This is a genomic window from Paractinoplanes pyxinae, from assembly GCF_026626335.1.
Taxonomy (GTDB): domain Bacteria; phylum Actinomycetota; class Actinomycetes; order Mycobacteriales; family Micromonosporaceae; genus Actinoplanes; species Actinoplanes pyxinae.
The window spans coordinates 117,535-141,810 of sequence record NZ_JAPNTZ010000005.1; the positions used below are offsets into that span (position 1 = coordinate 117,535).

The following is a 24,276-nucleotide window of genomic DNA, read 5'->3' on the forward strand; positions in this document are numbered from 1 at the left end:
GCCGGCACGTTCGGCGCTCCCGCTCGGGTCACGCAGCCGGCCAAGCGGAAGCAAATCTCGCAGGGCCGTGCGGCTGCGGACTGAACCCACCCGCCCGGGGCTGAGGGGCGCACCATACGCGATCAACATTGGCGATCGCTGAGTTGTCCACAGGGGGTCAGAGCGACGGACGCCGGCCCCGGGTCAGGTCGATGACGCATACGGCGTTGCCGAACGGGTCCTCCAGCACGGCACACTGGCCGACCGCCACATCGAAGGGCGGTGTGCGGACGGTGCCGCCATTCCCGGTGTAGGCGGCGACCGCGGACCGGACGTCGTCGACCAGGTAGTACACGGTCAGGTCGGGTGGGAGGTCCATCGTGTGCAGGACGATCTCCGCGTCCGTGTCCGGCATCGAGAGGCCGACCGAGGAGTCGTCGCGCCACAGCGGAGTCAGGCCGAAGACTCGGGTGTAGAAGGCTTCCGCCGCGTCCAGGTCGTCGACGCGGGTCAGGACGCAGTCAATCTTGCGCAACATGAGCCGACGGTAGCGGTACCGTCGCGACATGGATGATCATGAGATGTTGCAGGACAAGCCGCACCGGACGGTCGTGCGCGTCGGCGACACCGTACGGCGGCCGCTGCAGCCCTGGTCGTCCAGCGTTCACGAGCTTCTGCGCTACCTGGAAGGCATCGGCTACCCGCACTCGCCCCGGTTCCTCGGCATCGACGCTGACGGCCGCGAGGTCGTCTCCTTCATCGACGGAGAGTCAGGCGGTGCGGGCTGGGCCAAGGTGGTCGACGAGCGCGGCCTCAAGTCCATGGCCCGCCTGCTGCGCCAGTATCACGACGCCGTACGCGGATTCCGGCCGGCCGCCGTGGACGGCTGGGCCGGTCGTACCGCTCCGCAGGCCGACGACGAACTGATCTGCCACGGAGACTTCGGCCCGTGGAATCTGGTGTGGCACGGCCCGCGACCGGTGGCCGCACTCGACTGGGACTACGCGTGGCCCGCCAAACCGATCCACGACATCGCGTACGCGTTGGAATACGTAGCACCGTTCCGCGACGACGAGACATGCGTGCGCTGGCTGTCCTTCCCCGAGCCGCCGAACCGCCGGCGCCGCCTAGAGCTGTTCGCCGAGGCGTACGGCTTGGAAAGCACCACCGGCCTGGTTGACGAGGTGATTGCCCAGCAGGAGGCTGTGTGGAAGCGGGCCCGCCGGCTCGCCGACCAGGGTTGCCAGCCCCAAGCCGACTGGCAGTCAACCGGCTTCCTGGACAAAACCGCCGCCCGCATCAACTGGACCCGCACCAACCGCCAATTGTTCGAGCCCGCCCCCGGCGGATGACAAGGTTGCGACGGAACGACCGGCACTAGCTCAGAGCACGCCACCAACGGAGAGCTCACCACCAGCGGAGAGCTCACCACCAGCGGAAGCTCGCCATTGGCGGGAAACTCGCCACCAGCGGAGAGCTCGCTGACGGCGGAAGTGAGCCTGGTCTCGGCGGCCGCTGAGAGGTGGGGCGGGCGGGTAGAGGCGTGGGCGTAGCAAGAACGAGACAACGGAGGTGCGAGATGTCGGATCTGAGCAAGGACACCGAGGCCCAGCTCGAGGAGATCGCCGAGAAGCGTGTCGAGGAGCTTCCGGGTGAGACGGCCCTCGGCCACCGCGACCCGGAGGCCGGCGGCGAGGGCGAGCCGCAGGACTGGAAGGGCAACAGCGACGTCAAGCTGCCCGAATAGCCTTCGGACGACGTCCGCGAATTGCCGGGCGGGTTGTTCTTCACGATCGACCGACCTGGTCCGCCTGACGACGGGGCCGCCCCTCCCCAGGGGCGGCCCCGCCCGCATTACCGGCGGAAAGTCGCGCGCAATGCGGCGGTGTCCGACGAGCCGCCCACCTCCAAGCCGTACTGACCGGACGCCGTCTTCCACCGGCCGTCCCAGTACTGCAGCAGGTGCAGATCGGCCAGGTCGTCACGCGACAGCGTCAGATCGACCGTCCGGCTCTGCCCGGGCGCGAGCGTCACCCGCTCGAAGCCGACCAGCCGCTTCGACGGCTCCCCGGTCGAGGCGGGCAGTGACACGTACGCCTGCGCGACCTCGGTGCCCACCCGGCGGCCGGTGTTGGTCAGCCGGAACTTGATGCGCACATCGTTGCGCGATGCGGACACTTTCAACTGCGCGTATTTGAACGTTGTGTACGACAGGCCGTGGCCGAACGCGAACAGCGGATCGATGCCCTCGCTCTCGTACCAGCGGTAGCCGACCTTCAGGCCCTCGTTGTAGTCAACCTGGCGGATGCCGTCCACGACGACGCCCGGATATTGCGCGATGCTGCGCGAAGTTGGCGTATCGCTCAACGACTTCGGGAACGTCATGGGCAACTTGCCCGACGGGTTGGTGTCGCCGAACAGCAGCGAGGCGATCGCCGGGCCCATCTGCTCCCCCGCGTACCAGGTCTCGAGCACGGCCGGCACCTGCGCCAGCCAAGGCATCTCGACCGCGCTTCCGGTCTGCAGAACCACGACCGTACGGGGGTTGGCCGCGGCCACGGCCGACACCAGCGCGTCCCCGTTGCCCTGCAGCCGCAGGTCGGTCAGGTCGTTGAACTCGCCCATCCGGACGTACGCGAACACAACCGCGACATCAGCCGAGGCCGCCGCCGCGGCAGCCGATGCGACGTCACTGCCGTTGTTGAAAGCCACCGTGGCGCCGTTCTTGCTTGCCCGCGTACGGATCCCGTCCTCCGGCGAGACCAGGTCCTCACACTGCAGGGTCGTCGGGCTCCCGAACCGCCACGGCAGGCTGCACACCGAATTGGCGCTGATCCCGTCGGTCGGAGTGCTCGATGCTGTCGCTCCGATGACCGCTATCTGATCGCCCTTGCGCGGTTTGAGCGGCAGCAGGCCGTTGTTCTTCAGCAGCACCGATCCCTGCTCGGCCGTGGTGCGAGCGATGGCCTTGTGGACAGGCGTCGACGCGTCCTCCACCGGTGTCGCCGCCAGCGGGTGATCGAACAGACCGCCGCGGATGTACGAACGAACAACCCGGAACGCTGCGGCGTCGATCTGCTTCTGCGTGATCTGACCGGCCGCGAGCGCCTCGTCCAGGCGGGCCGGGGTGAACCAGATGGGCCGGTTCAGCTCTTGGTCGAGCCCGTTGACCAGACTGGGCGCGGTGCTATGGACCGAACCGAAATCGCTCATTACATAGCCATCGAAACCGACGTCTTGTTTGAGCACCTTGTTCAAACGCTCATTTTCACATGCGTACACATGATTGATCTGGTTGTACGAGCACATGACGCTCTCCGGGGCGCCGCGGTCGACGGCGATCTCGAAGGGCAGGTCGTAGATCTGGCGCAGGGTCCGCTCGTCGGCGTTCGAGGAGCTGGTCTGCCGGTCCAGCTCCTGCTCGTTGGCGACGTAGTGCTTGAGCGTCGCCAGCACCGGCTTGGTCTTGCTGCTCTGGATGCCCCGCGTGCCGGCCGCGGCCATCAGACCGGTGAGCAGCGGGTCCTCGCCCAGGTACTCGGGCGTGCGGCCGGAGAGCGGTGTCCGCCCGCTGGCCAGACCGGGCGCGAGCAGCACGTTCTTGCCCTTGTCGAACGCCTCGGCCGCTTGGGCCGCGCCCTTCACGTACGCGAGCGGCTGATTGAACGTGGCGGCGGTGGCGATGGTGGCCGGGAAGGCGGTGACGCCCGGCGTGAAGCGCACACCGTCCGGCCCGTCCGAGTAGACGACGGTCGGGGTGCATGGCACTTGAACTGGATAGACGACGCCGCCCTGCCACTCGGTCTGCTGCGGGCTGTTGGCCGGCTGCTCCACCAGCCACCGGTACTTCTGGTGCTGGGTGCTGGCGGCGAGCAACGCTTGCGCACGCTTCTCCGGCGTCTTGCGGACGTCCATCCAGGGATAACTCTTGCAGTCAGCCGCCGACGTTGACGCTGCGGCTGCCGACGCTGAACCAGCGGACGCTGATCCGGCCGACGCCAGCGCAGCAGATGCCGACGACGCCGACGCCGCGGCCGACACTGCCGATGCCGACGCTGACGCAGACGGTGCCGACGCGGACGCAGCAGATGCCGCCGCGGCCGACGCCGGCGCGGCCGACGCCGCTCCGGCCGGTATGACGGCGACGGCGACCGGGGCCAGCAGGGCCAGAACGAGTGCTCGTTTCATCAATGCCCTTCCCACGATATTGATACGTTTCACACACTCGCCGCATTGGTGGCGACGGCGAGTTGGGCGCGCAGCATCACCGGTTCACCGAGGGCGACCGGGACGCCGAACTGTTTCGATCAAGTGGCGGAAATGTTTCCGCCCCTGGCCCTCATCCTGCGGGCGCAGTGACGCACGTCGCTAGGACGAGGTGCACGCGGACTAGCACAGAACACACTTGCGCATCGAGGCGCACGAATCCGACAGTCGGTGGATGCGAGCCGTCCTCACCGAACTGACCGTGCCGCGCTACCTGCTGACCGCCGCCACCCGCCGCATGGGCCTCATGCTCTCGCTGCGCGACGACGTCCCCGAGCCCGCGCTGCCTGCCGCGCCCGGCTGGGTGCGCTTGCGCCCGGAGCTGGCCGGCATCTGCGGCAGCGACGTCGGCGTCGCCCGGGCCAAGTCGTCGCTGGTGCTGAGCGCCTTCTACGCCGCCCGCCGCCAGATCCTGGGCCACGAGATCGTCGCCGTCACCGAAGAGGGCGAGCGCGTCGTCGTCGACCCGATCATCTCGTGCGCGCACCGCGGCTTCCCGCTCTGCCGTTCGTGTGATGACGGTTTCCCGTACGTTTGTGAGCGCTTCGATCAACCCGGTGTCACCGGGTGCCAGGCGCCGTCGGTCGGGTTCGACGCCGCACTCGGCGGCGGCTGGGGCGAATCACTGGTCGCCCACCGTTCGCAACTGCACCCGGTTCACGACACGCCGTCCCGCCGTGCCGTGCTGGCCGAGCCCGCCTCGATCGCCCTGCACGCCGCCCTGCACTGGAAGCGCCGCGGCGACCGCGCAGTAGTGATCGGCCCCGGCCCGATCGGTCTGCTGGTGATCGCCGCTCTGCGCCGGTTGCACCCGAGCCTCGACATCACTGCAGTCGGCCCCGGCCGCTTCAGTACGACGTACGCGGAAAGAGCCGGCGCCGATCGCACCCTGCCGCCAGGGCCGCGGGTCGTCGAGACTTTGGCCGACCTGCACGGCGGCCGCGTCATCCGCCCTCGCCTGACCAAGATCCCCCTGCTCGAACAGGGCGTCGACGTCGTCTTCGACTGCGTGGGCCTGCCCGGCACCATCGACCTGGCCCTGCACCTGCTGCGCCCCACCGGCATGCTCGTGCTGGTCGGAGCGGCCGGCAAGCAACCGGTCGACTGGTCCCTGGTCTGGAACCGCCAGCTCACCGTGCAGGGCACCGTCAACTTCGGCCCCGAACCCACCCTCGGCGGTCGCCACACCATGACCCAGGCCGTCGAGTGGCTGGCCGACCCGTCCTACCCCGTCGACGGCCTGGTGACCCACGTCTACGGCTTGCCCGAGTGGCGCACCGCCCTCCAGACCGCCGCCGCCGGCCCCCGCGCCTCAGCCGTCAAGGTCACCCTCCGCCCGAACCCCGACCTGCCCCTGATCTCCTGACGACTGCTCCGACGATTCCTGGGTGCTTTCGGAGGATCCGGTCGCCACCCCTCCCCTCGAAGCAGAACCAGCTCTCCGATCACTCTCCCGCGCGAAGATTCGATTGAACGAGCCGATGTCTTTCACGCCCTGCCGCTGGAGCTCAGCCATACGAACACCCCACAGCCGGGCCGCAACCTCACTCTCGAACATTCCTTCGGCGAATTCGGCGCGGATGTGGTTCTCGTCGAAAACACCGATCTCGTAGCCTTGGCGGCAATAGTTCAGCCACAGCGTCGTGAAGAAATATCTTCGAGCGTCCTCGTCCGACTCCAACCGGGCGAAGTCAACGATGCAGGGGCCGAACACGGACGGCTCCGCGATCACGTACGCCAAGAGCTGTTGCTGCCCCTGCCGGAGGGCGTCGATCCGGTGAGCACGGTCCTGTCGCGCTTGATAGAACAGAGAAGCGGCCACCGACGCGAGCGCTAATGCTGACAACAGCGCGGAGATCGAGCCGTAAGCCTGACCTATATTGCTGATGTCACTGAGCTGGTCTCTCGAAAGGCTCGCAAAAGGAAGAATCACCAAGGGGGTGATCAACAGCAGGAGCAATAGCACAATGATGAGCAGGAAGCCGGTCGAAACTTTCCGGCCCGCCACAAAGGGCCGCATGGTCAAGATCGACTGAGTGGGCTCCCGATCATCGGAGAGTGTTCTTCTCATGGCTCCAAGTAACAACACCGCATCAAGTCGAGCTGCCGACCGATCGAAGACGTCCTGCATCAGCGGACTTCTGCACGCGAGCCGGAGAGCCCTGCAGGGATTCCACGGAGGCACTAGCGTGTGTGCCGTGACGAGGCGCAGCTCATGAGTCTTGAGAAGGTCATCTTCGGGTTCTTCGTGCTGCTCGCCGCCACGTTGAACTTTGGGTTCTTCATCGGCGACATCTCGAACCCGGCCCTGCACAACGAGTATGAGTTGTTCGCCGCCGTCGTGGTCAATCTGATCGCCACCGTGCTGAAGTTCGGCGACCGCACCCAGATCGGGGCGGTGCACCTGGCCACCAGCCTCGTCGCCGACCTGCAGCTGATCGCGGCCACGCTGACCTGGGTCTACGCCACCCAGATCTCCACCGCGGGCATGACCCCGGAGGCCACGGCCAGCGTCGTCTCGCTCTCCGGGGGCGCGCTGCTGGCCAACCTGGTCTCCGTCGCCCTGCTGGTCATCGAGACGACGACCTTCCAGCGGCGATGAGGCGGCCCGTCCCCCGCGGACGTTTCCACCGGCACACGGCGATCGCCCGGCCGGCCGAGGGCGCCTCCCCCACCGTCTTCCTGGTTCTGCGCCGCATGCGGGCGCCGCTCATTGTGCTGATCCTCATCTTCGCGATCAGCGTGCTCGGCCTCACCCTGATCCCCGGGCAGGACGCGGACGGGAATCCCGTACGGGTGGGCTTCTTCGATGCCTTCTACTTCATGAGCTATACGGCAACAACGATCGGGTACGGCGAGATCCCGCATCCTTTCACCGGTGCTCAGCGACTCTGGGTGACCGCCACCATCTACCTCACCGTGATCGGCTGGGCCTACGCCATCGGGTCGTTGCTGGCCACCCTGCGCGACCGGGCGTTCCGTGAGGCCATCGCCCTGCGCCGCTTCACCGGCACCGTCAAGCGCCTGCGCGAGCCTTTTCTGCTGGTCGTCGGGTACGGCCAGACCGGTCAGCTGCTCGGCCACGCGCTCGACTCGCTGGGCCGCCGCATGGTCGTCATCGACCGCTCGCCCGAGCACATCGACACCCTCGACATCGACCCCTACTACTCCGACATCCCGGGTCTGGTGGCCGACGCCCGCAACCCGCACACGCTGGGCGTGGCCGGGCTGGAGCATCCGGGCTGCGAGGGTGTCGTGGCGCTGACCGACGACGACGAGGCCAACCTGGTCGTGGCCATGACCGCGGCCCTCGTACGCCCGGGTCTGCCGGTCATCGCCCGGACCGTCTCGCCCGCCATCGAGCATCGGATGCGGGCGTTCGGCTCACCCACGGTCGTCAACCCGTTCGACCGGTACGGCGATCATCTGCGCCTGGCGTTGCACCAGCCCTCGTCGTACCTGTTGATGTCGTGGCTCGTCCACGAGGAGGGCGCCGAGATGCCGCAGCCCAGCCGCCCGCCGGCCGCGGGGCGCTGGATCGTCTGCGGCTTCGGCCGGTTCGGGCACAAGCTGACCGAGGACCTGCGGGCCGACGGGCTCGAGGTGACCGTGATCGACCTGCGCCTGGACGCCGAGCCCGGCCCGGGCATGATCGAGGGTGACGCGTCCGAGCCGTCGGTGCTGGCCGAGGCCGACCTGGCCGGCGCGGCCGGTTTCGTGGCCGGCACCGACAACGACGCGACGAACCTGTCGCTGGTGGCCGCCGCCCGCAAGGCGAACCCGTCGCTGTTCATCGGGGCGCGTCAGAACCGCCCGGCCAACGCGCCCCTGTTCGCCGCCATGGAGATCGACTGGCTGCTGGTGCCGAGCGAGATGGCCGCCCGCGAGATCTACGCCCGGTTGAGCACGCCCATGCTGTGGCGCTTCCTGCAAGAGATGCCGGAGCTGGGCGACGACTGGGCGGCCGACACCCTCGACCGGATGCAGGCCTATTGCGGCGCCAAGCTCGGCGCGCTGTGGAAGATGACGCTCTCCGAGAGGGAGGCCCCGGCGCTGCAGCCGTGGCTGCGCTCGGGCGTGGCCGTGGGCGACCTGCTGCGGAGCCCCCGAAATCGGCAGAAGCGCCTCGACGCCGTACCTCTGATGCTGGCCCGGGACGGCGAGACCATCCTCGGCCCGGCCGACGACGTCCCGGTGCGACCCGGCGACGAAGTCCTTTTCGTCGGCCGCCCCTACTCGCGGCGGGCGCTGATCGACACGGTCACCAACCGGGTCGTCGCCGAGTACGTCCTCTCCGGACGCGAGGTTCCGGCCGGGTGGGTGTGGCAGCGGGTGACGGGAAAGATACCGACCGGGAGCCAAAGCACCGATTCGCCGGGGCGTTCGTCGGACGATCCATAAGACAATCGGACATAAATCCCTCATGCAAGCGCACTTGCACGTGCAGACGCCCTTGTGCAGCTGCAAAGGACCGCGCAGGATGGACGCCAGCGTTCCACATTCTTGACGCGGCCGCGAGCCGCCCGGCCCCGCGAGGTGAGATGACCATCGACGACAGACCCGCGGGCACCATTTGGACCTTCGCCGAAGAGGACTACCGCTACGGCATCGGCCCCCTGCGTCTGCGCATAGAGAAGATCCTGGCCGGCGCCCCCGTCCAGCAGGACGGTGACCTCTGGTACGAGGTCGAGGGCGTCGAGGTGAGCGATCAGGGCCGCGTGGTCGGCCCCCGCCGCGCCACAGTGCGCGCCTCTCGGCTGCCCAGTGTGCGACCTAGGTGACGAAAATCGCCACTTCATCAAGGGTGACTCTGTCATCCCATCGGGTCAGGACCTTGCGGGCGTCCTCGGCCACCACGGCGAACTCGTAGTCGTCGCCGGCGAAGGCGCGGATGGCGTCGACGTCGGTGAAGAACGTGATCGAGGTGAAGCGCACCTCGTCGCCGTCCTGATGGCGCAGTAGCCGCGCGCCCCGGAAACCGCCGATGCCCCGCAGCTCGGTGGCCACCACCGTCGCGTAGTGCCGCTGATAGTCGTCGGCTTCGGCCGCCTTGGTCCAGCCCCGCCAGGTCCGCGCGATCATCCCGTCGCCCCCTCGGTCCACCGAGACCTCAGCATGCCACCGCCGGGCGGCGGTCGCGACGGGGCGTGGCCGGCCGGCGCAGGCGACGCGCCAGGAACGGGACGACGCCGAGGCAGGTGGCGCCGATCGCGGTGAGCACCAGGCCCAGGCCGCCGGTGGCGTCGGCCCCGGCGGTGAGCAGGCCGACGCCGGCGAAGGCGCCCACCCACAGGGCCGTGCCCAGCCCCGACCACAGCACGAACCGGCCGAACGGCATGCGCACCACGCCCGCCACGATCGGCACGACCGCGTGCACGACGGCGACGAACCGCACCGCCACCAGGGCCGGGGCGCCGCGCTCACTCAGGTAGTTCTCGGCCCGGTCGAAGCGCGCCGCTCCGATGCGGCGGCCGAGTCGCGTGGTGCGCAGCCGCGGACCGAATGCGCGCCCCACCGCGTACCCGGCAATTTGCCCGGCCAGAGCACCTGCCGTGCCCACCGCCAGAACGACGGCGAAGCCGGCCGGCCCGTCCGGCAGCGACCCGGCCAGCATGACCACCGACTCGCCCGGCACCAACAGGCCGGCCAGGAACGTCATCTCGACGGCGGCCGACAGGAACGTGAAGGCGAGCACCATCCACCGGTCGAGAGTGGACAGCCAGTCGACAAAGGCGGTGGCGGTGTTCATCACGTCGGCGAGCATGGGATCAGCCTGCCGATCCCGTGCTCGCCGAACCATCGGGCTCTACCCCGAGATCACCCTGAGAATGCTCAGGGCTGCACCACCGGGGTCGTCAGGACGCCGGCCGCGGGACGGGCGCCGACCTCACGCGGGGCGGGGCGCCAGGCGGCGCGGTCGAAGATGATCAGGGCCGCGACGACCACCATCCACGCGTACAGGCCGAGCTCCAGCACGTCCATGACGTCCTGACCCTCGTACCCGAAGGTCTTGGGAACGACCGTGCCCTGCACCACGTGGAAGAGCATGACCAGCAGTACGCTGCCGTTCGAGCGACGGAACAGCCAGCAGTACACGAACGTGATCACGAAGGTGGTGCACAGGCCGACCCAGCCGATCGGGTTGCCCTGAGTCACGAAGACCAGCGGCAGGTGCCAGACAGCCGCGATGAAGCCGAGCACGGCCGCCGACATCAGGGGCGCGTAGCGGGCGTCGAGCCGGGGCAGGGCGAAACCGCGCCAGCCGGGCTCCTCGCCGAGCGGGCCGTCGAGCGGGTTGATCCAGCGCAGCGCGAACAGGATCGCCAGGTCGGCCCAGGCGAAGGTCCACGAGGCGCCACCGTGGATCCCGGCCGTGGTGAAGATGACGGCCAGCGGCAGGGCGACGGCTGCGACGTAGCAGTACCAGGGGACGCGCCAGCGGATGACGCGACGGCCGAGATCTCGCAGGGTGCCGGTGACGGCGGCGACGATCAGGGCGGCCACCAGCGGCGCGCACGGAAGCATGGCGGTGCCGTCGATGCCGAACGGCCACGGCGACCAGCCGATCACGAAGACGAGGACGAAGAAGCTGACGAGCGGGTGGCGGCGGATGGCCGCGGCAAGTGTTGTCATGCCCTTCACGCTCGTCGCGCCGGGGCATCGCCGACAGCGTGTACGCACGTTGTCCACAGGGCGGTTTTCTGGCCTGTTCCCGAGCGGGCGACCGGCCTATTCTGCTGGCATCGACGAGCGCGCGGTTCCCAGCCGTACGCTGCGATGGAGCCTGGCCGCGGCCGGCCTCGCCGCGGCGGTGGCATCGATCGCCCTCGCCCGTCCGAGCGGCCACCTCGTGCAGGCCGGCCTGTTCGTGTGGATCCTTCTGGCGTACGTGTTCTGTGGACTGCTGGCATGGACGCGGCGGCCGGAAAGCGGCTTCGGCCGGCTCATGGTCGTCGTCGGGTTCGGGGCCGCGCTGTCGAACCTCGCGTGGTCGGCCAACCCGGTGCTGTTCACCGTCGGGCAGGCGGTCGACCTGCTGGTGGTGGCGCTGTTCCTGCACGTGTTCCTGGCCTTTCCGAGCGGGCGCGTCGCCGGCCCGGCCCGGGTGGTGGTCGTGGTGGCGTACGCAATCTCGATCGGTCTGCAGTTGACCGTCATGCTGCTGGGCGGTTTCGGCGACGGGAACCTGCTCGCGATCACCGACGCGCCCGGTGCGGCCAACGCGGTGCATGCGGTCGAGCTGGTCACGCTGAGCGGGTTGCTGCTGGTCGGTGTCGGGTTATTGGGCGTACGCCTGGGGAGCCAACACCGAGCCGTGCGCTGGCTCGTCGGGTCGTTCGCGCTGGGTCTGGTCGCGCTGGCCGTGCTGCTGGTCATGGGTCTGTTCGTCGCGGCCGGGTTCACACTGGTCCAGCGGCTCACGTTGTTCGTGCTGGGGCTGGCCCCAGTGGCTTTTCTCGCTGGTCTGCTCGACGCGCGGCTGGCCCGCGCCTCCGTCGGCGACCTGGTGGTCGAGCTGCGCGCCGAGCCCGACGACCTGACCCCCGCCCTGGTCCGGGCTCTGCGCGACCCCACCGCGTCGCTGCTCTACTGGCTGCCGCAGTACCGCAGCTGGGTCGACCACGACGGCTCTCCCGTGACGCTGCCGGCGTCGGCGACCCTCATCCCCCGCGACGGTGAGCCGGTGGCCGCCCTCGTCCACCATCCGTCCGTCGAGGCTGAACTGGTGCGGGCCGTGGCGGCGGCGGTCGAGATGGTGATCGACAACGCCCGGCTGCGGGCCGAATTGCGGGCCCGGCTTTCCGAGGTACGGGCGTCACGGGCGCGAGTGATCGAGGCGGGCCGCACGGAACGCCGGCGCCTCGAGCGCGACCTGCACGACGGCGCCCAGCAGCGGCTGGTCGGCCTGTCGCTGCGGCTCGGCCTGCTCGAATCGCACCTGGACGGCGACCCGGCCGTCCGGCAGGCGCTGGCCGAGGCCCGGGCCGAGGTGGCGACGTCGCTGTCCGAGCTGCGCGATCTCGCCCACGGGCTCTACCCCGCCGTGCTGAGCGGGCACGGGCTGGCGGTCGCCCTCGAATCGGTGGCCGCCCAGGCCACCGTGCCGGTCCGGCTCGACGTCCGCCTCGACGACCGGCTGCCCGAGCCGGTCGAGGTGGCCGCCTACTACGTGGTGTGCGAGAGCCTGACCAATGTGGGCCGGCACGCGAACGCATCGAGCGCTTCGGTCGAAGTGGCCCCGGCCAGGAAGACGCTGGTGGTCGAGGTGTCCGACGACGGGGCGGGCGGGGCCGACACCGCGAGCGGCAGCGGCCTGCGCGGGCTGGCCGACCGGGTGGAAGCTCTCGGCGGCACGCTGCGGGTGTGGAGCCCGGCCGGCGGCGGCACCCGGGTGCGGGCGGAGCTGCCGTGCGGGTAGCGATCGCGGAAGACAGCGTGCTGCTGCGCGAGGGGCTGGCCAGGCTGCTGACCGACGCAGGCTTCGAGGTGGTGGCCCGCTGCGGTGACGCGTCGGCGCTGCTCGGGGCCGTGGCCTCGCTGCGGCCGGAGGTCGCGGTGGTCGACATCCGGATGCCGCCCACCCATACCGACGAGGGGCTGCGGGCCGCCGTGACCATCCGCGCCGAGCACCCGGGCACGGCCGTCCTGGTGCTGTCCCAGCACGTCGAGCCCGCGCTGGCCATGACGCTGTTCGCCGATTCCGCGGCCGGCGCCGGCTACCTGCTGAAAGACCGGATCAGCGACGTCGCGGAGTTCCTGGCCGCCGTACGCCGGGTGGCCGCGGGCTGCACGGCGGTCGACCCGATCATCGTGTCGTCGCTGGTCGCGCGGCGGCGCCCGGACGATCCGCTGGCCACCCTGACGCCCCGCGAGCGGGAAGTGCTCGAGCTCATGGCGAGTGGGCACTCCAACCAGGGCATCGCCGACCGGCTCTACCTGACCTTGCGGGCCGTCGAGAAGTACGTGTCGAGCGTGTTCGGCAAGCTGGGGCTGCCCTCCACCGGCGGCGAGTCGCGCCGGGTCCTCGCCGTGCTGCTGTTCCTGCGGCCGGAAACTGACCGCAATCGCGGCTAGCGTTCGTCCCATGACGCCAACCTGGTCCGATGTCATCGCCCGGCGGGTCGAGCGCAACTACCTGGCGGCGCCCGGCGCCGATCCGGCGGGCGTGGTGGCCGCGATGTGCGGGGCCCACGCCCAGATCCTGTCGGCCGCAGAGACTTCGGTGGCGATGCGCCTCCAAGACGGCACTCGGACGGATGTGCAGAAGGCGTTGTGGACGGACCGGACGCTGGTGAAGACGTTCGGGCCGCGCGGCACCGTGCACCTGCTGCCGGCTGGTGAGCTGGGGTTGTGGGCGGGCGCGCTGGCCGCGCTGCCGCACTCGAACCCGTTCGCCGCCGACGTACGGATGACCCCGGAACAGAACGAGCAGGTGGTGGCGGCACTCGACGACGCGCTGCGTGCGGCCGACGGCGGCTTGACCGTTGACGAGCTGTCGGCCGAAGTGGTGTCCCGGGCCGGACCGTGGGCGGGCGACCTGGTCATGCCCGCCTTCCAGACGATGTGGCCGCGGTGGCGGACGATCGTGGGGTCACCGCTGACGCAAGGAGTCATCTGCTTCGGACCTCAGCGGGGGCGCAACGTCACTTACACGAGTCCCGCGTTGTGGGCGCCGGGGTTCTCGCTCCCCGAGCCGATGGCCGCGCTGCGCGAACTGATCCGGCGCTACCTGTGGTCGTACGGTCCGGCCACACCGGCGCAGGTCGCTCGGTGGCTGGCCGCTCCCCCGCGCTTCATCGCCGACGTGTTCACGACGCTGGACCTGCAGCCGGTGACGGTCGAAGGTGACGAGACCTGGCTGCTGGAGGGGGATCTCGACTTCCCCGGGCTGGTCCCCGGCGTGCGGCTGTTGCCTTATTTCGACGCGTACGGGGTGGGAGCGCATCCTCGCTCGGTGACCTTCCCGGGCCGTGCCTTCGAACGGGCGCTGGCCCGCGGACAGGCCGGCAACTACCCGGTGCTGCTGATCGACGGGCGCGCGGCCGGAGTCTGGCACCAGCGCCTCGCAGGCCGCAAGGTGCACGTCACGGTCGAGCCGCTGACGCCGCTGTCACGCGCCCGCCTGCGCGCCTTGGACGCCGAGGTCGAACGACTGGGCGACATCCTCGGCGCGACCCCCACCCTCACGATCGGCGAGGTGAAGGTGGGCGCACACGCCTGACGCCTTCCAGGTCGGGCGGTCAGCCGGCGATCGGCACTACGCCCGGCTCCGGCGCGGGCTCCTCGTCCTCGGTGACGGGGACCTCGGTGGTCTCCGAGGGGATGGCGGCGATGCCGGCCAGGATCAGGGCGCCGCCGAGGATCTGCAGGAACGTCAGGGACTCACCCAGCACCAGCCAGGCGAAGATCGAGGCGAACACCACCTCGAGCAGGCCCAGGAAAGACGCAAGGCGGGAGCCCAGGCGCGACGACCCGGCGATCCCCGTGGCGTAGGCGATGGCCGTGCCCGCGATGGCGACCACACCGAGCGGCACCCACCACGGCGCGGTGGCGCCCAGCATCTCGACGTCGCCGCCGACCGTCCGCATCGGCAGGACGCCGGTCAGCCCGATCAGGCCCAGGGCCAGCCCGCCGAGCAGCAGGCCGGAGCCCGCCAGGGCCACCGGCGGCAGGCCGTCGGCGGGACGGGCGGCGACCACGAAGTAAACCGCGCAGCCGATCGCGGCGGCGAAGGCCAGCGCCACACCCAGCGGGTCGACGGCCTGCAGGGCGCCGGGCCCGATGACCAGCACCAGGCCGCCGACCGCGAGCACCGAGCCGAGCAGCACCATGGGCCGGGGCATGTGCCGCGTCGTCACCCACGCCCACAGGACCAGCAGCAGTGGGGCCAGATATTCGATCAGCAGGGCGGTCGAGACAGGGATGCGGGAGATCGCTGCGAAGTAGGCGAACTGGGTGAACGCGACGGCGATCAGGCCCATGCCGAGCACTCGCCAGCGGGCCCGCCACAACGCCGACCAGCGGCCCCGCAACGCGAACAACACGATCGGCAGCAGGACGACGCTGCCGGTCAGAGCGCGTACGGTGACGGCGGCGGCCGGGGACCAGCCGGCCTCGAGGAGCGGCTTGATGAACGCGCCCGACGTGCCGAACGAGACGGCGGAGAGAACCATTGCGGCCACACCGATGTGCTTCGGCTTCACTTCCGCCTCCTCTGTCATGGGCTAAATTACGTATACCCCTGACGCTAGGCCCGACTCAGTGAGGAGTCAAATTGCTTTTTGCCCCTGACACGGTGGAGTCGCTGGACTTCGTGGTGGCGCTGGTCAACACGTCGCCCGGCGCCTCCCGCAGCGGTGAGGACGAGCTGGCCACCGTCGAGCAGCTGGCCGCACTGCTGACCCGTTACACGTACACGGGACGCATTGACCACGACGAAGCCGAGCTGAACGAGGTGCGGGAGACCCGGACGCTGCTCCGCTCGGTCTGGGGTTTGGAGCGCGACGAGGCGGTCGAGGTCGTGAACCGCATGCTGCGCGAGGCCAACGCCCTGCCGTTCCTGGCCCGGCACGACGAGCTCGACTGGCACATGCACGCCACCTCGCCCGACGCGCCGCTGGCCGAGCGCATGCGGGCCGAGATCGCGCTGGCCCTGACCGACGTGATCCGCATGAACGAGATGAGCCGCCTGCGCATCTGCGAGGCCGACGACTGCGACGGCCTGGTGCTCGACCTGTCCCGCAACGGCTCCAAGCGCTTCTGCACGGTCCGCTGCGGCAACCGCATGAACATGATCGCCTTCCGCGAACGCAAGGCAAGCGCCTGACCGATCCACAGCGGTCAAGGCCGGCACGTCGCGGCGTGCGCGTTTCGGGTCGGCGGGGGTGGGCGGCAGGCGCTAGGGTCGGCTCATGATGCTGCGGGAGCTCATCGGCCGGGTGTTGCGGCGCACGCGCCTGGCGCAACGGCGCACGCTGCGCGAGGTGGCCGACGCGGTCGGCATGTCGATCGGCCATCTCTCCGAGGTCGAGCGCGGCCGCAAAGAGCCGTCGTCCGAGATGCTGGCGGCCATCTGCCGGGCGCTCGGCATCTCGATGACCGACCTGCTGGCCGCCGTGCTTCACGACCTGCAGCCGCGCCTGCACCGCTTCGAGGTCGCCGCCCAGCAGCGTTCCGCGGCCGGACGCGTGCGCGCCCGGCGCATGGATTTCGAACTCGCCGCCTAAGGTTTGCGCGCCACCCCCGCGTACCCGTCGACGACTACCTTCTCATCGGTGTCCGGGCGCCAATCCGGGATCGGGACGACGCCGGGCTCGACCAGCTCGAGGCCGTCGAAGAACGAGGTGAAGTCGGCGACCTCGCGCAGGTGATAAGGCACCGCGCCGCTCTCGTTGTACTGCCGGTGCGACTCGATGACCCGCTCGCTGGTGGCCGTGCCGTCCGACATCGTCAGGAAGCTGCCCGGCGGCAGCTGCGCGACCAGCCCGTGGACGAAGGCGCGCGCCTCGGCCGGGTCTTCGACGTGGCCCATCACGCCGAGCAGCATGAGCGCGACCGGCTGCGAGAAGTCGAGCGTCCGCTTCGCCTCCTCGATCACGCCGGCCGCGTCTTTCAAGTTCCTCTCGATGTACGTGGTGACGCCCTCGGGCGTGCTGGTGAGCAGGGCCCGGGCGTGACTGAGGACGAGCGGGTCGTTGTCCACGTAGACGATCTTGGAGTCGGGGGCGACCCGCTGCGCCACCTCGTGCGTGTTGTCGGCCGTCGGCAGGCCGGTGCCCACGTCGAGGAACTGCCGGACGCCCTGCTCGGCGGCGAGGAACGTGACCGCGCGGCCGAGGAAGGCCCGGGTCTGCCGAGCCGCGTCGACAATCTCGGGAAACACCGCCTTCACCTGGTCACCGACCGCCCGGTCGGACCCGAAGTTGTCCTCGCCGCCCAGCCAGTAGTTCCAGACGCGGGCGGAGTGCGGCACCTCGACGTTCAGCTTCGTCGACAGATCATCGGTCACGGCAAGAGTGTCCCGGTTGGACTGTGCGCCCCGCAACCCGCGGGCGAACGAGACCCGAGTCGTACGCGGAGATCACCAATTGGGCCCGGTCGCGCGCCCGCAGCTTGGCCAGCAGGTGCGTCAGGTGGGTCTTGACGGTCTTCACCGAGATCTTGAGGGAGGTCGCGATCTCGTCGTTGGACTGGCCCCGGGCGACCAGCGTCAGCACGTCGACCTCACGACCGGTGAGGCCGCCCAGCGTCGTGCGGCGCGGCGACGGGTTGGGCGCGGACACGAAGTGGTGGACCAGTCGGGTCAGGATGGCCGGGGCGAACAGCGACTCACCGCGGTGGGTGCGGCGGACGGCCTCCGCCGACTGTAGTTCTCGGACCCTGGTCTGAGGGCCGCCCAAAAACCGGACCGTGGTCCGACGACGCCGGCCGCCCGTTCCACTTGACTCTCGGCATGATTTCCATCGACCGGGTCAGCCGCTCCCGCATCCTGCACGAGGTGTCCTTCGAGGCCCGTCCCGGCCGTGTCACCGGCTTCCTGGGTCCCAACGGCGCGGGCAAGACGTCGACAGTGCGCATCCTGCTCGGCCTCGACCGCCCGTCCGCCGGCACGGCGACGATCAACAACCGGCCGTATGCGTCACTCCCCCGCCCGCTGACCGTCGTCGGCGCGCTGCTCGACGGCAGCGGCGCCCATCGCGCCCGCTCGGCCCGGGCCCATCTGCGCTGGATGGCCGCCAGCAACGGCCTGCCCCGGGCCCGCATCGGCGAGGTGCTAGAGATCGTCGGCCTGACCGAGGCGGCCCGCAAGCGTGCCGGCCGGTTCTCCCTGGGCATGAGCCGCCGCCTGGGCCTGGCCGCCGCCCTGCTCGGGGACCCACCGGTGCTGGTCCTCGACGAGCCGTTCAACGGTCTCGACCCCGCCGGCATCCACTGGATGCGCGAATTCCTGAGCCGCTGCGCCGCCGAGGGCCGCACGGTGCTGCTCTCCAGCCACCTGCTCGACCTCCCGGTCGACGACGTAGTCGTGATCAACCGCGGCCGGGTCGTCGCTCAGGGCACGGCGGCCGAGGTGCGCGGCGAACACGAATCGCTCGAGGCCGCCTTCCTGTCTCTGACGGGCGCAGCCTCGTGGTGAGGGCCGAAGTGCGCAAGCTGCTGGGCCTGCCGACCGCTTGGGTCGGCCTGGTGCTGGGCCTGATCGCCGCGCCCGCCCTGGTCTTCGTCAACACACCCGGCCTGCGCCGGGCGCTCGAGTCGGGCCAGATCGCCGACCTGGGTTACGAGAATCTCGGAATAGGCCTGCTCGGCGCTCTGATACTGGGCGTCGTCACGGTCAGCAGCGAGTACACGTCCACGTCGGACGACGCACCCGATGCCCGTCAGATGACCGCGACGCTGCTGGCCATGCCCGGCCGTTCCCGCCTTCTGCTGGCCAAGGGGACGGCGCTGTCGCTGGTCGTGGCCGTACAGGGCGCGCTGACCGCCTCGGCCACCGTTTTGCTCACCCAGGCGATGCTGCCGAAATACGCCCCGCCGTTCGAGCCGGCCCGTATAGCCGCCGCCGTCCTCTACTGGGTGCTGCTCGGTCTGCTGGCCTACGCCATCACGCTGATCTTCCGGAACGGCATCATCACGCTGACCGTGTTCATCGTGAACAGCTCGGTCGTCTCGGTCTCGTACCTACTGACCAAGCTCACCCCGTGGGCGGCCTACCTGCCCGACATCGTCGGCGCCCACATGTTCCTGCGCTCGAACCCGGGTGAGGTTCACATCCCTCCCGTGACGGCCGGTTTGGTGATGACCGCCTGGGTGGCCGCTCTCCTCGCCCTCGCGGCGAAGCTCTTCGCCCGGCGTCCCGCATGATCGGGGCCGAACTGCTCAAGCTGGTGACCCTGCCGTCTCTGCGGTGGGCGGCTGGGTTGACCTGGGTAGCTACCGCGCTGATCGCGCTCGCGGCTCATCACGCCGCGCCCAGTGAGGATCCGATCCGGACGGCGTTGCGGTGGACTCAGGCCGGTTTCCTGGTGGTCGGGGTGCTCGCCGCGACGCAGGAGTACGAGCCGGGCGGCCAGATCAGGGCGACGTTGCTGGCCGCGCCACGGCGTCCGCGACTGATGGCGGCCAAGGGCGTCACGGTCATAGCAGCCGTCGCCGTCCTCGCGGCGCCGACCGGCACGCTTTATCCCCTGAGCGTCGCGCTGGTCGGTGCCGGGCTCGGGGCCATTCTGCGAAGCGCTCTGGCCGCCGTGGCGGCGGGGCTGATCCTCTATCTCGTCGTGTGCCCGCTGATGCTCGGCCGCTTCGCCGGTTCGGCGCCATGGCTGCCCGATACCGAGCTGCTGCAGGCGGAACGCGGTGCCGTTGCTGCCGTCGCCTGGCCCGTGGCGGCCGTCGTAGTCGCCGCCCTGGTCTTCCACCGGCGGAACGCATGAGCAGGTTGCCCTGGGAGCGCTCCCATGTCACGATGTGCGTCACATATCGACTGTCGTCGACGGGACGTCTCATGCGTGCTTCTCTGCGGCTTGCTCTCGTGTCGCTCGCGGCTGCTCTGCCGGTGGCGGCGGCCATGGTCGCGACCACGGCGGCCAGTGCGGCCGACGAACCGACGCCCATCACGGTGCTGACGAGCGACTTCGAGGACGGTACGACACAGGGCTGGGCCGGGCGCGCCTCCGAGGCGGTCGCCGCGAGCACGACGGTGGCGCACGGCGGGTCGGGCAGCCTCGCGGTCACCGGGCGCACGGCCACCTGGCAGGGGCCGTCGCTCGACGTGCTGGGCGAGTTCGAGAAGGGCACGGCGTACACGATCTCGGCCTGGGTGCGCCTGGCGACCGGGTCGGACAACGCCCGGCTCAGCGTCGAACGGCGTACGGACGGGATCGCCGCCTACGACCAGGTCGTGGGCAACACGGCAGTCGACAGCGGACGCTGGGTCAACCTCACCGGCCGCTACACGCTCGCCACCGACGTCGACTTCCTCCGGATCTACGTCGAGACGGCGTCGTCGACCGGCGATCTGTTCATCGACGACGTGACGGCGAGCTACGTGCCGGCCCTGCCCATCCAGACGACCATCCCGTCGATCAAGGACGTCGTGACCGAGTTCCCGGTGGGCGCGTCCATCACCGGGGCCGAGATCGTCACCGAGCACGGCCAACTGCTCGACAAGCACTTCAACAGCGTGACTCCCGGCAACGCGCTCAAGTGGGACGCCACCGAGCCGACCGAGGGCACCTTCACGTACGCCCAGGCCGACCCGCTCGTCGCCTTCGCCAAGGCGCACGGCATGGCGATCCGCGGGCACACGCTCGTGTGGCACAACCAGACGCCGTCATGGGTCTTCACCGGCGCCGACGGGCAGCCGATGACCGCCACCGCAGAAGACAAGGCCCTGCTGCTGGAAAGGCTCGAGAACCACATCCGCAACGTGGCCGCCCACTACGGCACCGACATCGGCGTGTGGGACGTCGTGAACGAGGTCATCGACGAGAACCAGGCGGACGGCCTGCGCCGCAGCACCTGGTTCACGGTCGCCGGTCTCGACTACATCCGTACGGCGTTCCGTGTGGCCCGCGAGGTCGCGCCCCACGCCAAGCTGTTCATCAACGACTACAACACCAACGTGCCGGCCAAGCGCGACAAGCTGTACGCGCTGGTGGCACAGCTCAAGTCCGAGGGCGTGCCGATCGACGGCGTGGGCCACCAGATGCACATCAACGTCAGCTGGCCGAGCGTCGCCGAGACGAAGGCCATGCTCGACAAGTTCCTCCCGCTCGGCCTCGAACAGCAGATCACCGAGATGGACGTCAGCATCTACACGAGCAACGGCGAATCGTTCCCGGCGCCCCCGGCCGACCGGCTGCTCCAGCAGGCCTACGTCTACCGCGACATGTTCGCGCTGTTCCGCCAGTACGAAGGCGAGATCACCTCGGTGACGTTGTGGGGCCTGGCCGACGACAACACCTGGCTCGACACGTTCCCGGTGACCCGCAAGGACGCGCCACTGCTGTTCGACACCCGGCTGCAGGCCAAGTCCGCGTACTGGGGCGTGGCCGACCCCACCAAGATCGGCACCAGCACTTCCCCGCCGCCGACCACCGTCAGCCCGTCGCCCACCACGCCCGGCCCCACCACGCCCAGCCCCACCACGCCCGGTCCGACGATCGGCACGACCGCCTGCTCGGTGACCTACCGGGTGACCGGCTCGTGGCAGGGCGGCTTCCAGGCCGACGTGCGGGTGACCAACACCGGCACGACAGCGTGGACGTCGTGGACGCTGGGGTGGCAGTTCCCCGCCGGCCAGCAGATCAGTCAGCTCTGGAACGGCGGTGTGGCGCAGTCGGGCGCGACGGTCACCGTCGCCAACGCCTCCTGGAACGGCACGGTGGCCCCGGGAGCGTCGGCATCGTTCGGCTTCCTGGGCTCGTGGACAGGCACCAACCCGTCCCCGGCCGGCTACTCGCTCCGGGGCACCGCCTGCACCGTCGCCTGATCCGGGGCGCCGGGCTGCCGTCTCCCTCATCGGACGGCAGCCCGGCGCCCATCGCTCAGCCCGGCCAGTGCTTGGCCAGCAGTTCGAACGAGCGGACCCGGTCGGCGTGGTCGTGGGTGATCGTCGTGACCAGAAGCTCGTCGGCCGTCGTCACGCGACGCAGCGTCTCCAGCTGCTCGACGACTGCCTGCGGCGTGCCCACGAAGTGGGTGTCCAGGCGGTCGGCGACCAGATCCCGCTCCTCGGCGGTCAACGGGTTGGCGGCCGCCTCGGCCTCGCTCGGGTACGGGATGGCCCCGCCCTCGGCGCGGATGCTGTGCACCCACCGGCCGTACGGCGAGGCCAGCCGCCGGGCCGTCTCGTCGTCCTCGGCCACCACGATGTCGGCCGAGACCATCACGTGCGGCTGGGTCAGCACCTCGGACGGCTTGAACGCGGCCCGGTAGGCCTCCACGGCCTCGAGCACCTTGGCCGGCGCCACGTGGTAGTTGGCCGCGAACGGCAGGCCGCGGGCTCCGGCGACACGGGCGCTCTCGCCGCCGCTGCTGCCCAGGATCCACAGCTCCAGGTCGGCGCTCTCCCCCGGCACGGCGTGGGCCTCGTTCCCCTGCCCGTCGTTGTAGGCGCCGGCGATCAGCGTCTGGATGTCCGAGACCACGTCGTCCAGATCCAGTGCCTCCGCGTTGGGCTGCTTGAGCAGCTTCCCGTACAGCTGCGCCCGGGCCGAGCGCATCAGCGGCGCGAAGTCGAAGTGCTTCGGGATGAGCAGGCCGTCGACCACCCGAGCCTCGGCAGGAGGCGGGGGCTCCTCCTGCGGCGCATCGGACAGCGAAGACTTACGGCGTTGCGCCGACCGCCCCAGCCCGAGGTCGAACCGCCCCGGGTAGAGCGCGTCGAGCAACCCGAACTGCTCCAGTGCGGCCAGCGGCGTCAGGAACCCGGTCTGCAGCGCCCCCGACCCGAGCCGGATGTGGTCGGTCACGGCGGCGATCTGCCCCAGCAGCAGCGCCGGCTGCGAGCTGGCCACACCCGGCGTCAAGTGGTGCTCGGCCACCCAGTAGCGCCGGTAGCCGAACTGTTCGGCCTTCTGAGCAAGGTCGAGCGTACGGCGCAACGCATCCCCGACTGTGCCACCGGACACCAGCGGGGCGAGATCCAGAATCGACAAGGGCACGGTCATGGGGTTCCTCCAAGCAGACGGTACGAGTGGGCTTCGCCGGCGCACGAACAGAAAGACGCCGTGGTGGGCTCGGTGGCAGGCTGACCAGCGAGCGACGTCATGAGGCGGGCTGCTCGGTGAAGGCGCCGCCGGCGGGCAGGGCGGCCGCGACACTGCCGTCGCCCGCCGTGTCGGCGATGGCGGAGCGGGCGGGCAGCAGCGGGGTGGGGAACGGGCGGCTGGGCAGGTCGCGGCGCAGGGCGGGGGCGATCTCGGACTGGAAGAGCTCGAGGGTGGCCCGGTGCTGCTTGTCGGTCAGGCCGTCGCCGTCGGCGTGCAGGTGCATCACCTCGTGGCCGAACTCGGCGTGGTAGCGGTGCACCTTGTCGATGATCTGCTGTGGACTCCCGACCAGGATCGAGCTGCGTTCGACAGCATCCTCCAGCGTCGGGAACACCGGCTCGACACCCACCTTGCGGAACAGCGCGATGCGGGCGTCATAGATCGGCCGGTACGTCTCCACGGCCTCCTGCGAGGTCGGTGCGGCGTAGAAGCCGGCGCTGCCCGCCCCGACCAGCGCATCGGCCGGGTCGTGCCCGTAGTGGGCCCACCGCTCGCGGTAGTACCTAATCAGTTCCGCGTACGGCTCGATGGGGTTGGTGACGTTGGCCGAGAACAGCGGGTCGCCGAACCGGGCCGCCAGGTCGACGCTCTCGCGGCTGGTGGCGCTGCCGTGCCAGACCCGGATCGGCTGCTGCAGCGGCCGCGGCCATGTCTCCGCGTCGTCCAGCGACGGGCGGAACCGGCCTTCCCAGGTCACTTTCGGCTCGCGCCAGAGCCGGCGGAACAGCTCGTAGCTCTCCCGGTTGCGGTCCCACTGGTCGTCCGCGGTGACGTGGAACAGCTTGGCCTGCGCGGCGCCGTTGCCCTTGCCGATGATCAGCTCGAGGCGCCCGCCGGACAGGTTGTCGAGCGTCGAGTAGTCCTCGAACGCGCGCACCGGATCGAGCAAACTGAGCGTCGTGACCGCCGTGAACAACCGAATGCGCGACGTAAGCGCAGCAACATGACTGAGCACAACAGGCGGCGACGACGAGAAGAACGGCCGTTCATGCCGCTCCCCCACCCCGAACCCGTCAAATCCAAGCTCTTCCGCCAGCAACGCGTTGTCGACGACCTCCCGGAACCGCTCATGAGCCGCCCGCGCAGCGTTCTTCTCAGCAATCAAGGTTATGAGCAAGAACTTCATCGCGCCACCTCCAGGGTCCGCACCTCGTGGACCATCGCTTGCTCGTATTCGCCAAGCAGGCACCTCACCCGCGACACCTCCAGGTTCGGCGCCACGTCGATCAATGCGCGGCCGTACTCGTGCGGCAGG

General features: G+C 69.9%; 26 protein-coding genes and 1 pseudogene. 16 read left to right on the forward strand and 11 right to left on the reverse strand.

Annotated elements, in window-relative coordinates; genetic code table 11:
• Positions 1-157 precede the first annotated feature (157 nt).
• Positions 158-517, reverse strand: a complete 360-nt coding sequence (locus OWR29_RS14895; protein WP_267563400.1) for a VOC family protein — start codon at positions 515-517, stop codon at positions 158-160.
• A 28-nt stretch (positions 518-545) separates the two neighbouring features.
• Here OWR29_RS14895 and OWR29_RS14900 point away from each other — a divergent pair, with 28 nt between their 5' ends.
• Positions 546-1,331 carry an aminoglycoside phosphotransferase family protein gene (locus OWR29_RS14900; RefSeq protein ID WP_267563401.1) on the forward strand — a complete coding sequence of 262 codons (786 nt, stop codon included), beginning with the start codon at positions 546-548 and terminating at the stop codon, positions 1,329-1,331.
• Between the two features lie 227 nt (positions 1,332-1,558).
• Positions 1,559-1,726, forward strand: a complete 168-nt coding sequence (locus tag OWR29_RS14905; protein ID WP_267563402.1) for a hypothetical protein — start codon at positions 1,559-1,561, stop codon at positions 1,724-1,726.
• Between the two features lie 107 nt (positions 1,727-1,833).
• On the opposite strand, the gene OWR29_RS14910 is transcribed toward OWR29_RS14905, so the two are convergent.
• Positions 1,834-3,894: a beta-glucosidase gene (locus tag OWR29_RS14910; RefSeq protein WP_267563403.1), complete on the reverse strand. Its 2,061-nt coding sequence runs from the start codon at positions 3,892-3,894 to the stop codon at positions 1,834-1,836.
• 32 nt (positions 3,895-3,926) lie between these two features.
• Between OWR29_RS14910 and OWR29_RS14915 the strand changes: the two genes are divergently transcribed.
• Positions 3,927-4,118 (forward strand): hypothetical protein, encoded by a 192-nt coding sequence (locus OWR29_RS14915; RefSeq protein WP_267563404.1) that lies wholly within the window; start codon positions 3,927-3,929, stop codon positions 4,116-4,118.
• 302 nt (positions 4,119-4,420) lie between these two features.
• On the forward strand, positions 4,421-5,611 hold the full coding sequence (locus OWR29_RS14920) for a zinc-dependent alcohol dehydrogenase (protein WP_267563405.1): 1,191 nt from the start codon (positions 4,421-4,423) through the stop codon (positions 5,609-5,611).
• On the opposite strand, the gene OWR29_RS14925 is transcribed toward OWR29_RS14920, so the two are convergent.
• Positions 5,558-6,376 carry a DUF6082 family protein gene (locus OWR29_RS14925; protein ID WP_267563406.1) on the reverse strand — a complete coding sequence of 273 codons (819 nt, stop codon included), beginning with the start codon at positions 6,374-6,376 and terminating at the stop codon, positions 5,558-5,560. The genes OWR29_RS14920 and OWR29_RS14925 overlap by 54 nt on opposite strands.
• 84 nt (positions 6,377-6,460) lie before the next feature.
• Between OWR29_RS14925 and OWR29_RS14930 the strand changes: the two genes are divergently transcribed.
• The 3 genes from OWR29_RS14930 (at position 6,461) to OWR29_RS14940 (ending at position 9,026) form a co-directional block, all read left to right on the forward strand.
• Positions 6,461-6,847, forward strand: a complete 387-nt coding sequence (locus OWR29_RS14930; RefSeq protein WP_267563407.1) for a DUF6394 family protein — start codon at positions 6,461-6,463, stop codon at positions 6,845-6,847.
• On the forward strand, positions 6,844-8,646 hold the full coding sequence (locus tag OWR29_RS14935; RefSeq protein WP_267563408.1) for a potassium channel family protein: 1,803 nt from the start codon (positions 6,844-6,846) through the stop codon (positions 8,644-8,646). Before OWR29_RS14930 ends, OWR29_RS14935 begins: the two co-directional genes overlap by 4 nt.
• Positions 8,647-8,786: 140 nt before the next feature.
• On the forward strand, positions 8,787-9,026 hold the full coding sequence (locus OWR29_RS14940) for a hypothetical protein (RefSeq protein WP_267563409.1): 240 nt from the start codon (positions 8,787-8,789) through the stop codon (positions 9,024-9,026).
• Here OWR29_RS14940 and OWR29_RS14945 read toward each other — a convergent pair.
• The 3 genes from OWR29_RS14945 to OWR29_RS14955 form a co-directional block, all read right to left on the reverse strand.
• Positions 9,019-9,327, reverse strand: a complete 309-nt coding sequence (locus OWR29_RS14945) for an antibiotic biosynthesis monooxygenase family protein (protein WP_267563410.1) — start codon at positions 9,325-9,327, stop codon at positions 9,019-9,021. The genes OWR29_RS14940 and OWR29_RS14945 overlap by 8 nt on opposite strands.
• Before the next feature lie 28 nt (positions 9,328-9,355).
• Positions 9,356-10,009 carry a DedA family protein gene (locus tag OWR29_RS14950; RefSeq protein ID WP_267563411.1) on the reverse strand — a complete coding sequence of 218 codons (654 nt, stop codon included), beginning with the start codon at positions 10,007-10,009 and terminating at the stop codon, positions 9,356-9,358.
• 68 nt (positions 10,010-10,077) lie between these two features.
• Complete coding sequence (locus OWR29_RS14955) at positions 10,078-10,878, reverse strand: CPBP family intramembrane glutamic endopeptidase (RefSeq protein ID WP_267563412.1); 801 nt, start codon at positions 10,876-10,878, stop codon at positions 10,078-10,080.
• A 178-nt stretch (positions 10,879-11,056) separates the two neighbouring features.
• Here OWR29_RS14955 and OWR29_RS14960 point away from each other — a divergent pair, with 178 nt between their 5' ends.
• From OWR29_RS14960 to OWR29_RS14970, 3 genes are read left to right on the forward strand one after another with little or no spacing between them, the layout of a single operon-like run.
• Positions 11,057-12,664 carry a sensor histidine kinase gene (locus tag OWR29_RS14960; protein WP_267563413.1) on the forward strand — a complete coding sequence of 536 codons (1,608 nt, stop codon included), beginning with the start codon at positions 11,057-11,059 and terminating at the stop codon, positions 12,662-12,664.
• On the forward strand, positions 12,655-13,320 hold the full coding sequence (locus tag OWR29_RS14965; protein WP_267563414.1) for a response regulator transcription factor: 666 nt from the start codon (positions 12,655-12,657) through the stop codon (positions 13,318-13,320). The genes OWR29_RS14960 and OWR29_RS14965 overlap by 10 nt, the downstream gene beginning before the upstream one ends.
• Before the next feature lie 10 nt (positions 13,321-13,330).
• Entirely contained in the window at positions 13,331-14,467 is a 1,137-nt protein-coding gene (locus OWR29_RS14970) for a winged helix DNA-binding domain-containing protein (RefSeq protein WP_267563415.1), read from the forward strand.
• 19 nt (positions 14,468-14,486) lie between these two features.
• Here OWR29_RS14970 and OWR29_RS14975 read toward each other — a convergent pair whose 3' ends face one another.
• Positions 14,487-15,467: an EamA family transporter gene (locus OWR29_RS14975; protein ID WP_267563416.1), complete on the reverse strand. Its 981-nt coding sequence runs from the start codon at positions 15,465-15,467 to the stop codon at positions 14,487-14,489.
• Between the two features lie 53 nt (positions 15,468-15,520).
• Here OWR29_RS14975 and OWR29_RS14980 point away from each other — a divergent pair, with 53 nt between their 5' ends.
• Both OWR29_RS14980 and OWR29_RS14985 read left to right on the forward strand, forming a co-directional pair.
• A complete protein-coding gene (locus tag OWR29_RS14980) occupies positions 15,521-16,072 on the forward strand; it encodes a CGNR zinc finger domain-containing protein (RefSeq protein WP_267563417.1) in 552 nt (183 codons plus the stop codon).
• A gap of 85 nt (positions 16,073-16,157) precedes the next feature.
• A pseudogene (locus OWR29_RS14985) lies at positions 16,158-16,400 on the forward strand (helix-turn-helix domain-containing protein); the annotation flags it as partial.
• A gap of 68 nt (positions 16,401-16,468) precedes the next feature.
• Here OWR29_RS14985 and OWR29_RS14990 read toward each other — a convergent pair.
• Together OWR29_RS14990 and OWR29_RS14995 are read right to left on the reverse strand one after the other, a co-directional pair.
• The gene (locus OWR29_RS14990) at positions 16,469-17,254 is read right to left on the reverse strand and encodes an SAM-dependent methyltransferase (protein WP_267563418.1); all 786 of its coding nucleotides are present in this window, start codon (positions 17,252-17,254) and stop codon (positions 16,469-16,471) included.
• Positions 17,244-17,645: a response regulator transcription factor gene (locus tag OWR29_RS14995; protein WP_267563419.1), complete on the reverse strand. Its 402-nt coding sequence runs from the start codon at positions 17,643-17,645 to the stop codon at positions 17,244-17,246. The genes OWR29_RS14990 and OWR29_RS14995 overlap by 11 nt, the downstream gene beginning before the upstream one ends.
• 53 nt (positions 17,646-17,698) lie before the next feature.
• Between OWR29_RS14995 and OWR29_RS15000 the strand changes: the two genes are divergently transcribed.
• The 4 genes from OWR29_RS15000 to OWR29_RS15015 all read left to right on the forward strand — a co-directional run bounded on the left by OWR29_RS15000 (position 17,699) and on the right by OWR29_RS15015 (position 21,739).
• Complete coding sequence (locus tag OWR29_RS15000; RefSeq protein ID WP_267563420.1) at positions 17,699-18,382, forward strand: ABC transporter ATP-binding protein; 684 nt, start codon at positions 17,699-17,701, stop codon at positions 18,380-18,382.
• Entirely contained in the window at positions 18,379-19,110 is a 732-nt protein-coding gene (locus OWR29_RS15005) for a hypothetical protein (RefSeq protein WP_267563421.1), read from the forward strand. The genes OWR29_RS15000 and OWR29_RS15005 overlap by 4 nt, the downstream gene beginning before the upstream one ends.
• Complete coding sequence (locus tag OWR29_RS15010; RefSeq protein ID WP_267563422.1) at positions 19,107-19,679, forward strand: hypothetical protein; 573 nt, start codon at positions 19,107-19,109, stop codon at positions 19,677-19,679. The genes OWR29_RS15005 and OWR29_RS15010 overlap by 4 nt, the downstream gene beginning before the upstream one ends.
• Before the next feature lie 71 nt (positions 19,680-19,750).
• Positions 19,751-21,739 carry an endo-1,4-beta-xylanase gene (locus OWR29_RS15015; RefSeq protein ID WP_267563423.1) on the forward strand — a complete coding sequence of 663 codons (1,989 nt, stop codon included), beginning with the start codon at positions 19,751-19,753 and terminating at the stop codon, positions 21,737-21,739.
• A gap of 55 nt (positions 21,740-21,794) precedes the next feature.
• Here OWR29_RS15015 and OWR29_RS15020 read toward each other — a convergent pair whose 3' ends face one another.
• Together OWR29_RS15020 and OWR29_RS15025 are read right to left on the reverse strand one after the other, a co-directional pair.
• Complete coding sequence (locus tag OWR29_RS15020) at positions 21,795-22,919, reverse strand: LLM class flavin-dependent oxidoreductase (protein WP_267563424.1); 1,125 nt, start codon at positions 22,917-22,919, stop codon at positions 21,795-21,797.
• Between the two features lie 97 nt (positions 22,920-23,016).
• On the reverse strand, positions 23,017-24,147 hold the full coding sequence (locus OWR29_RS15025; protein WP_267563425.1) for an LLM class flavin-dependent oxidoreductase: 1,131 nt from the start codon (positions 24,145-24,147) through the stop codon (positions 23,017-23,019).
• Positions 24,148-24,276: the final 129 nt, after the last annotated feature.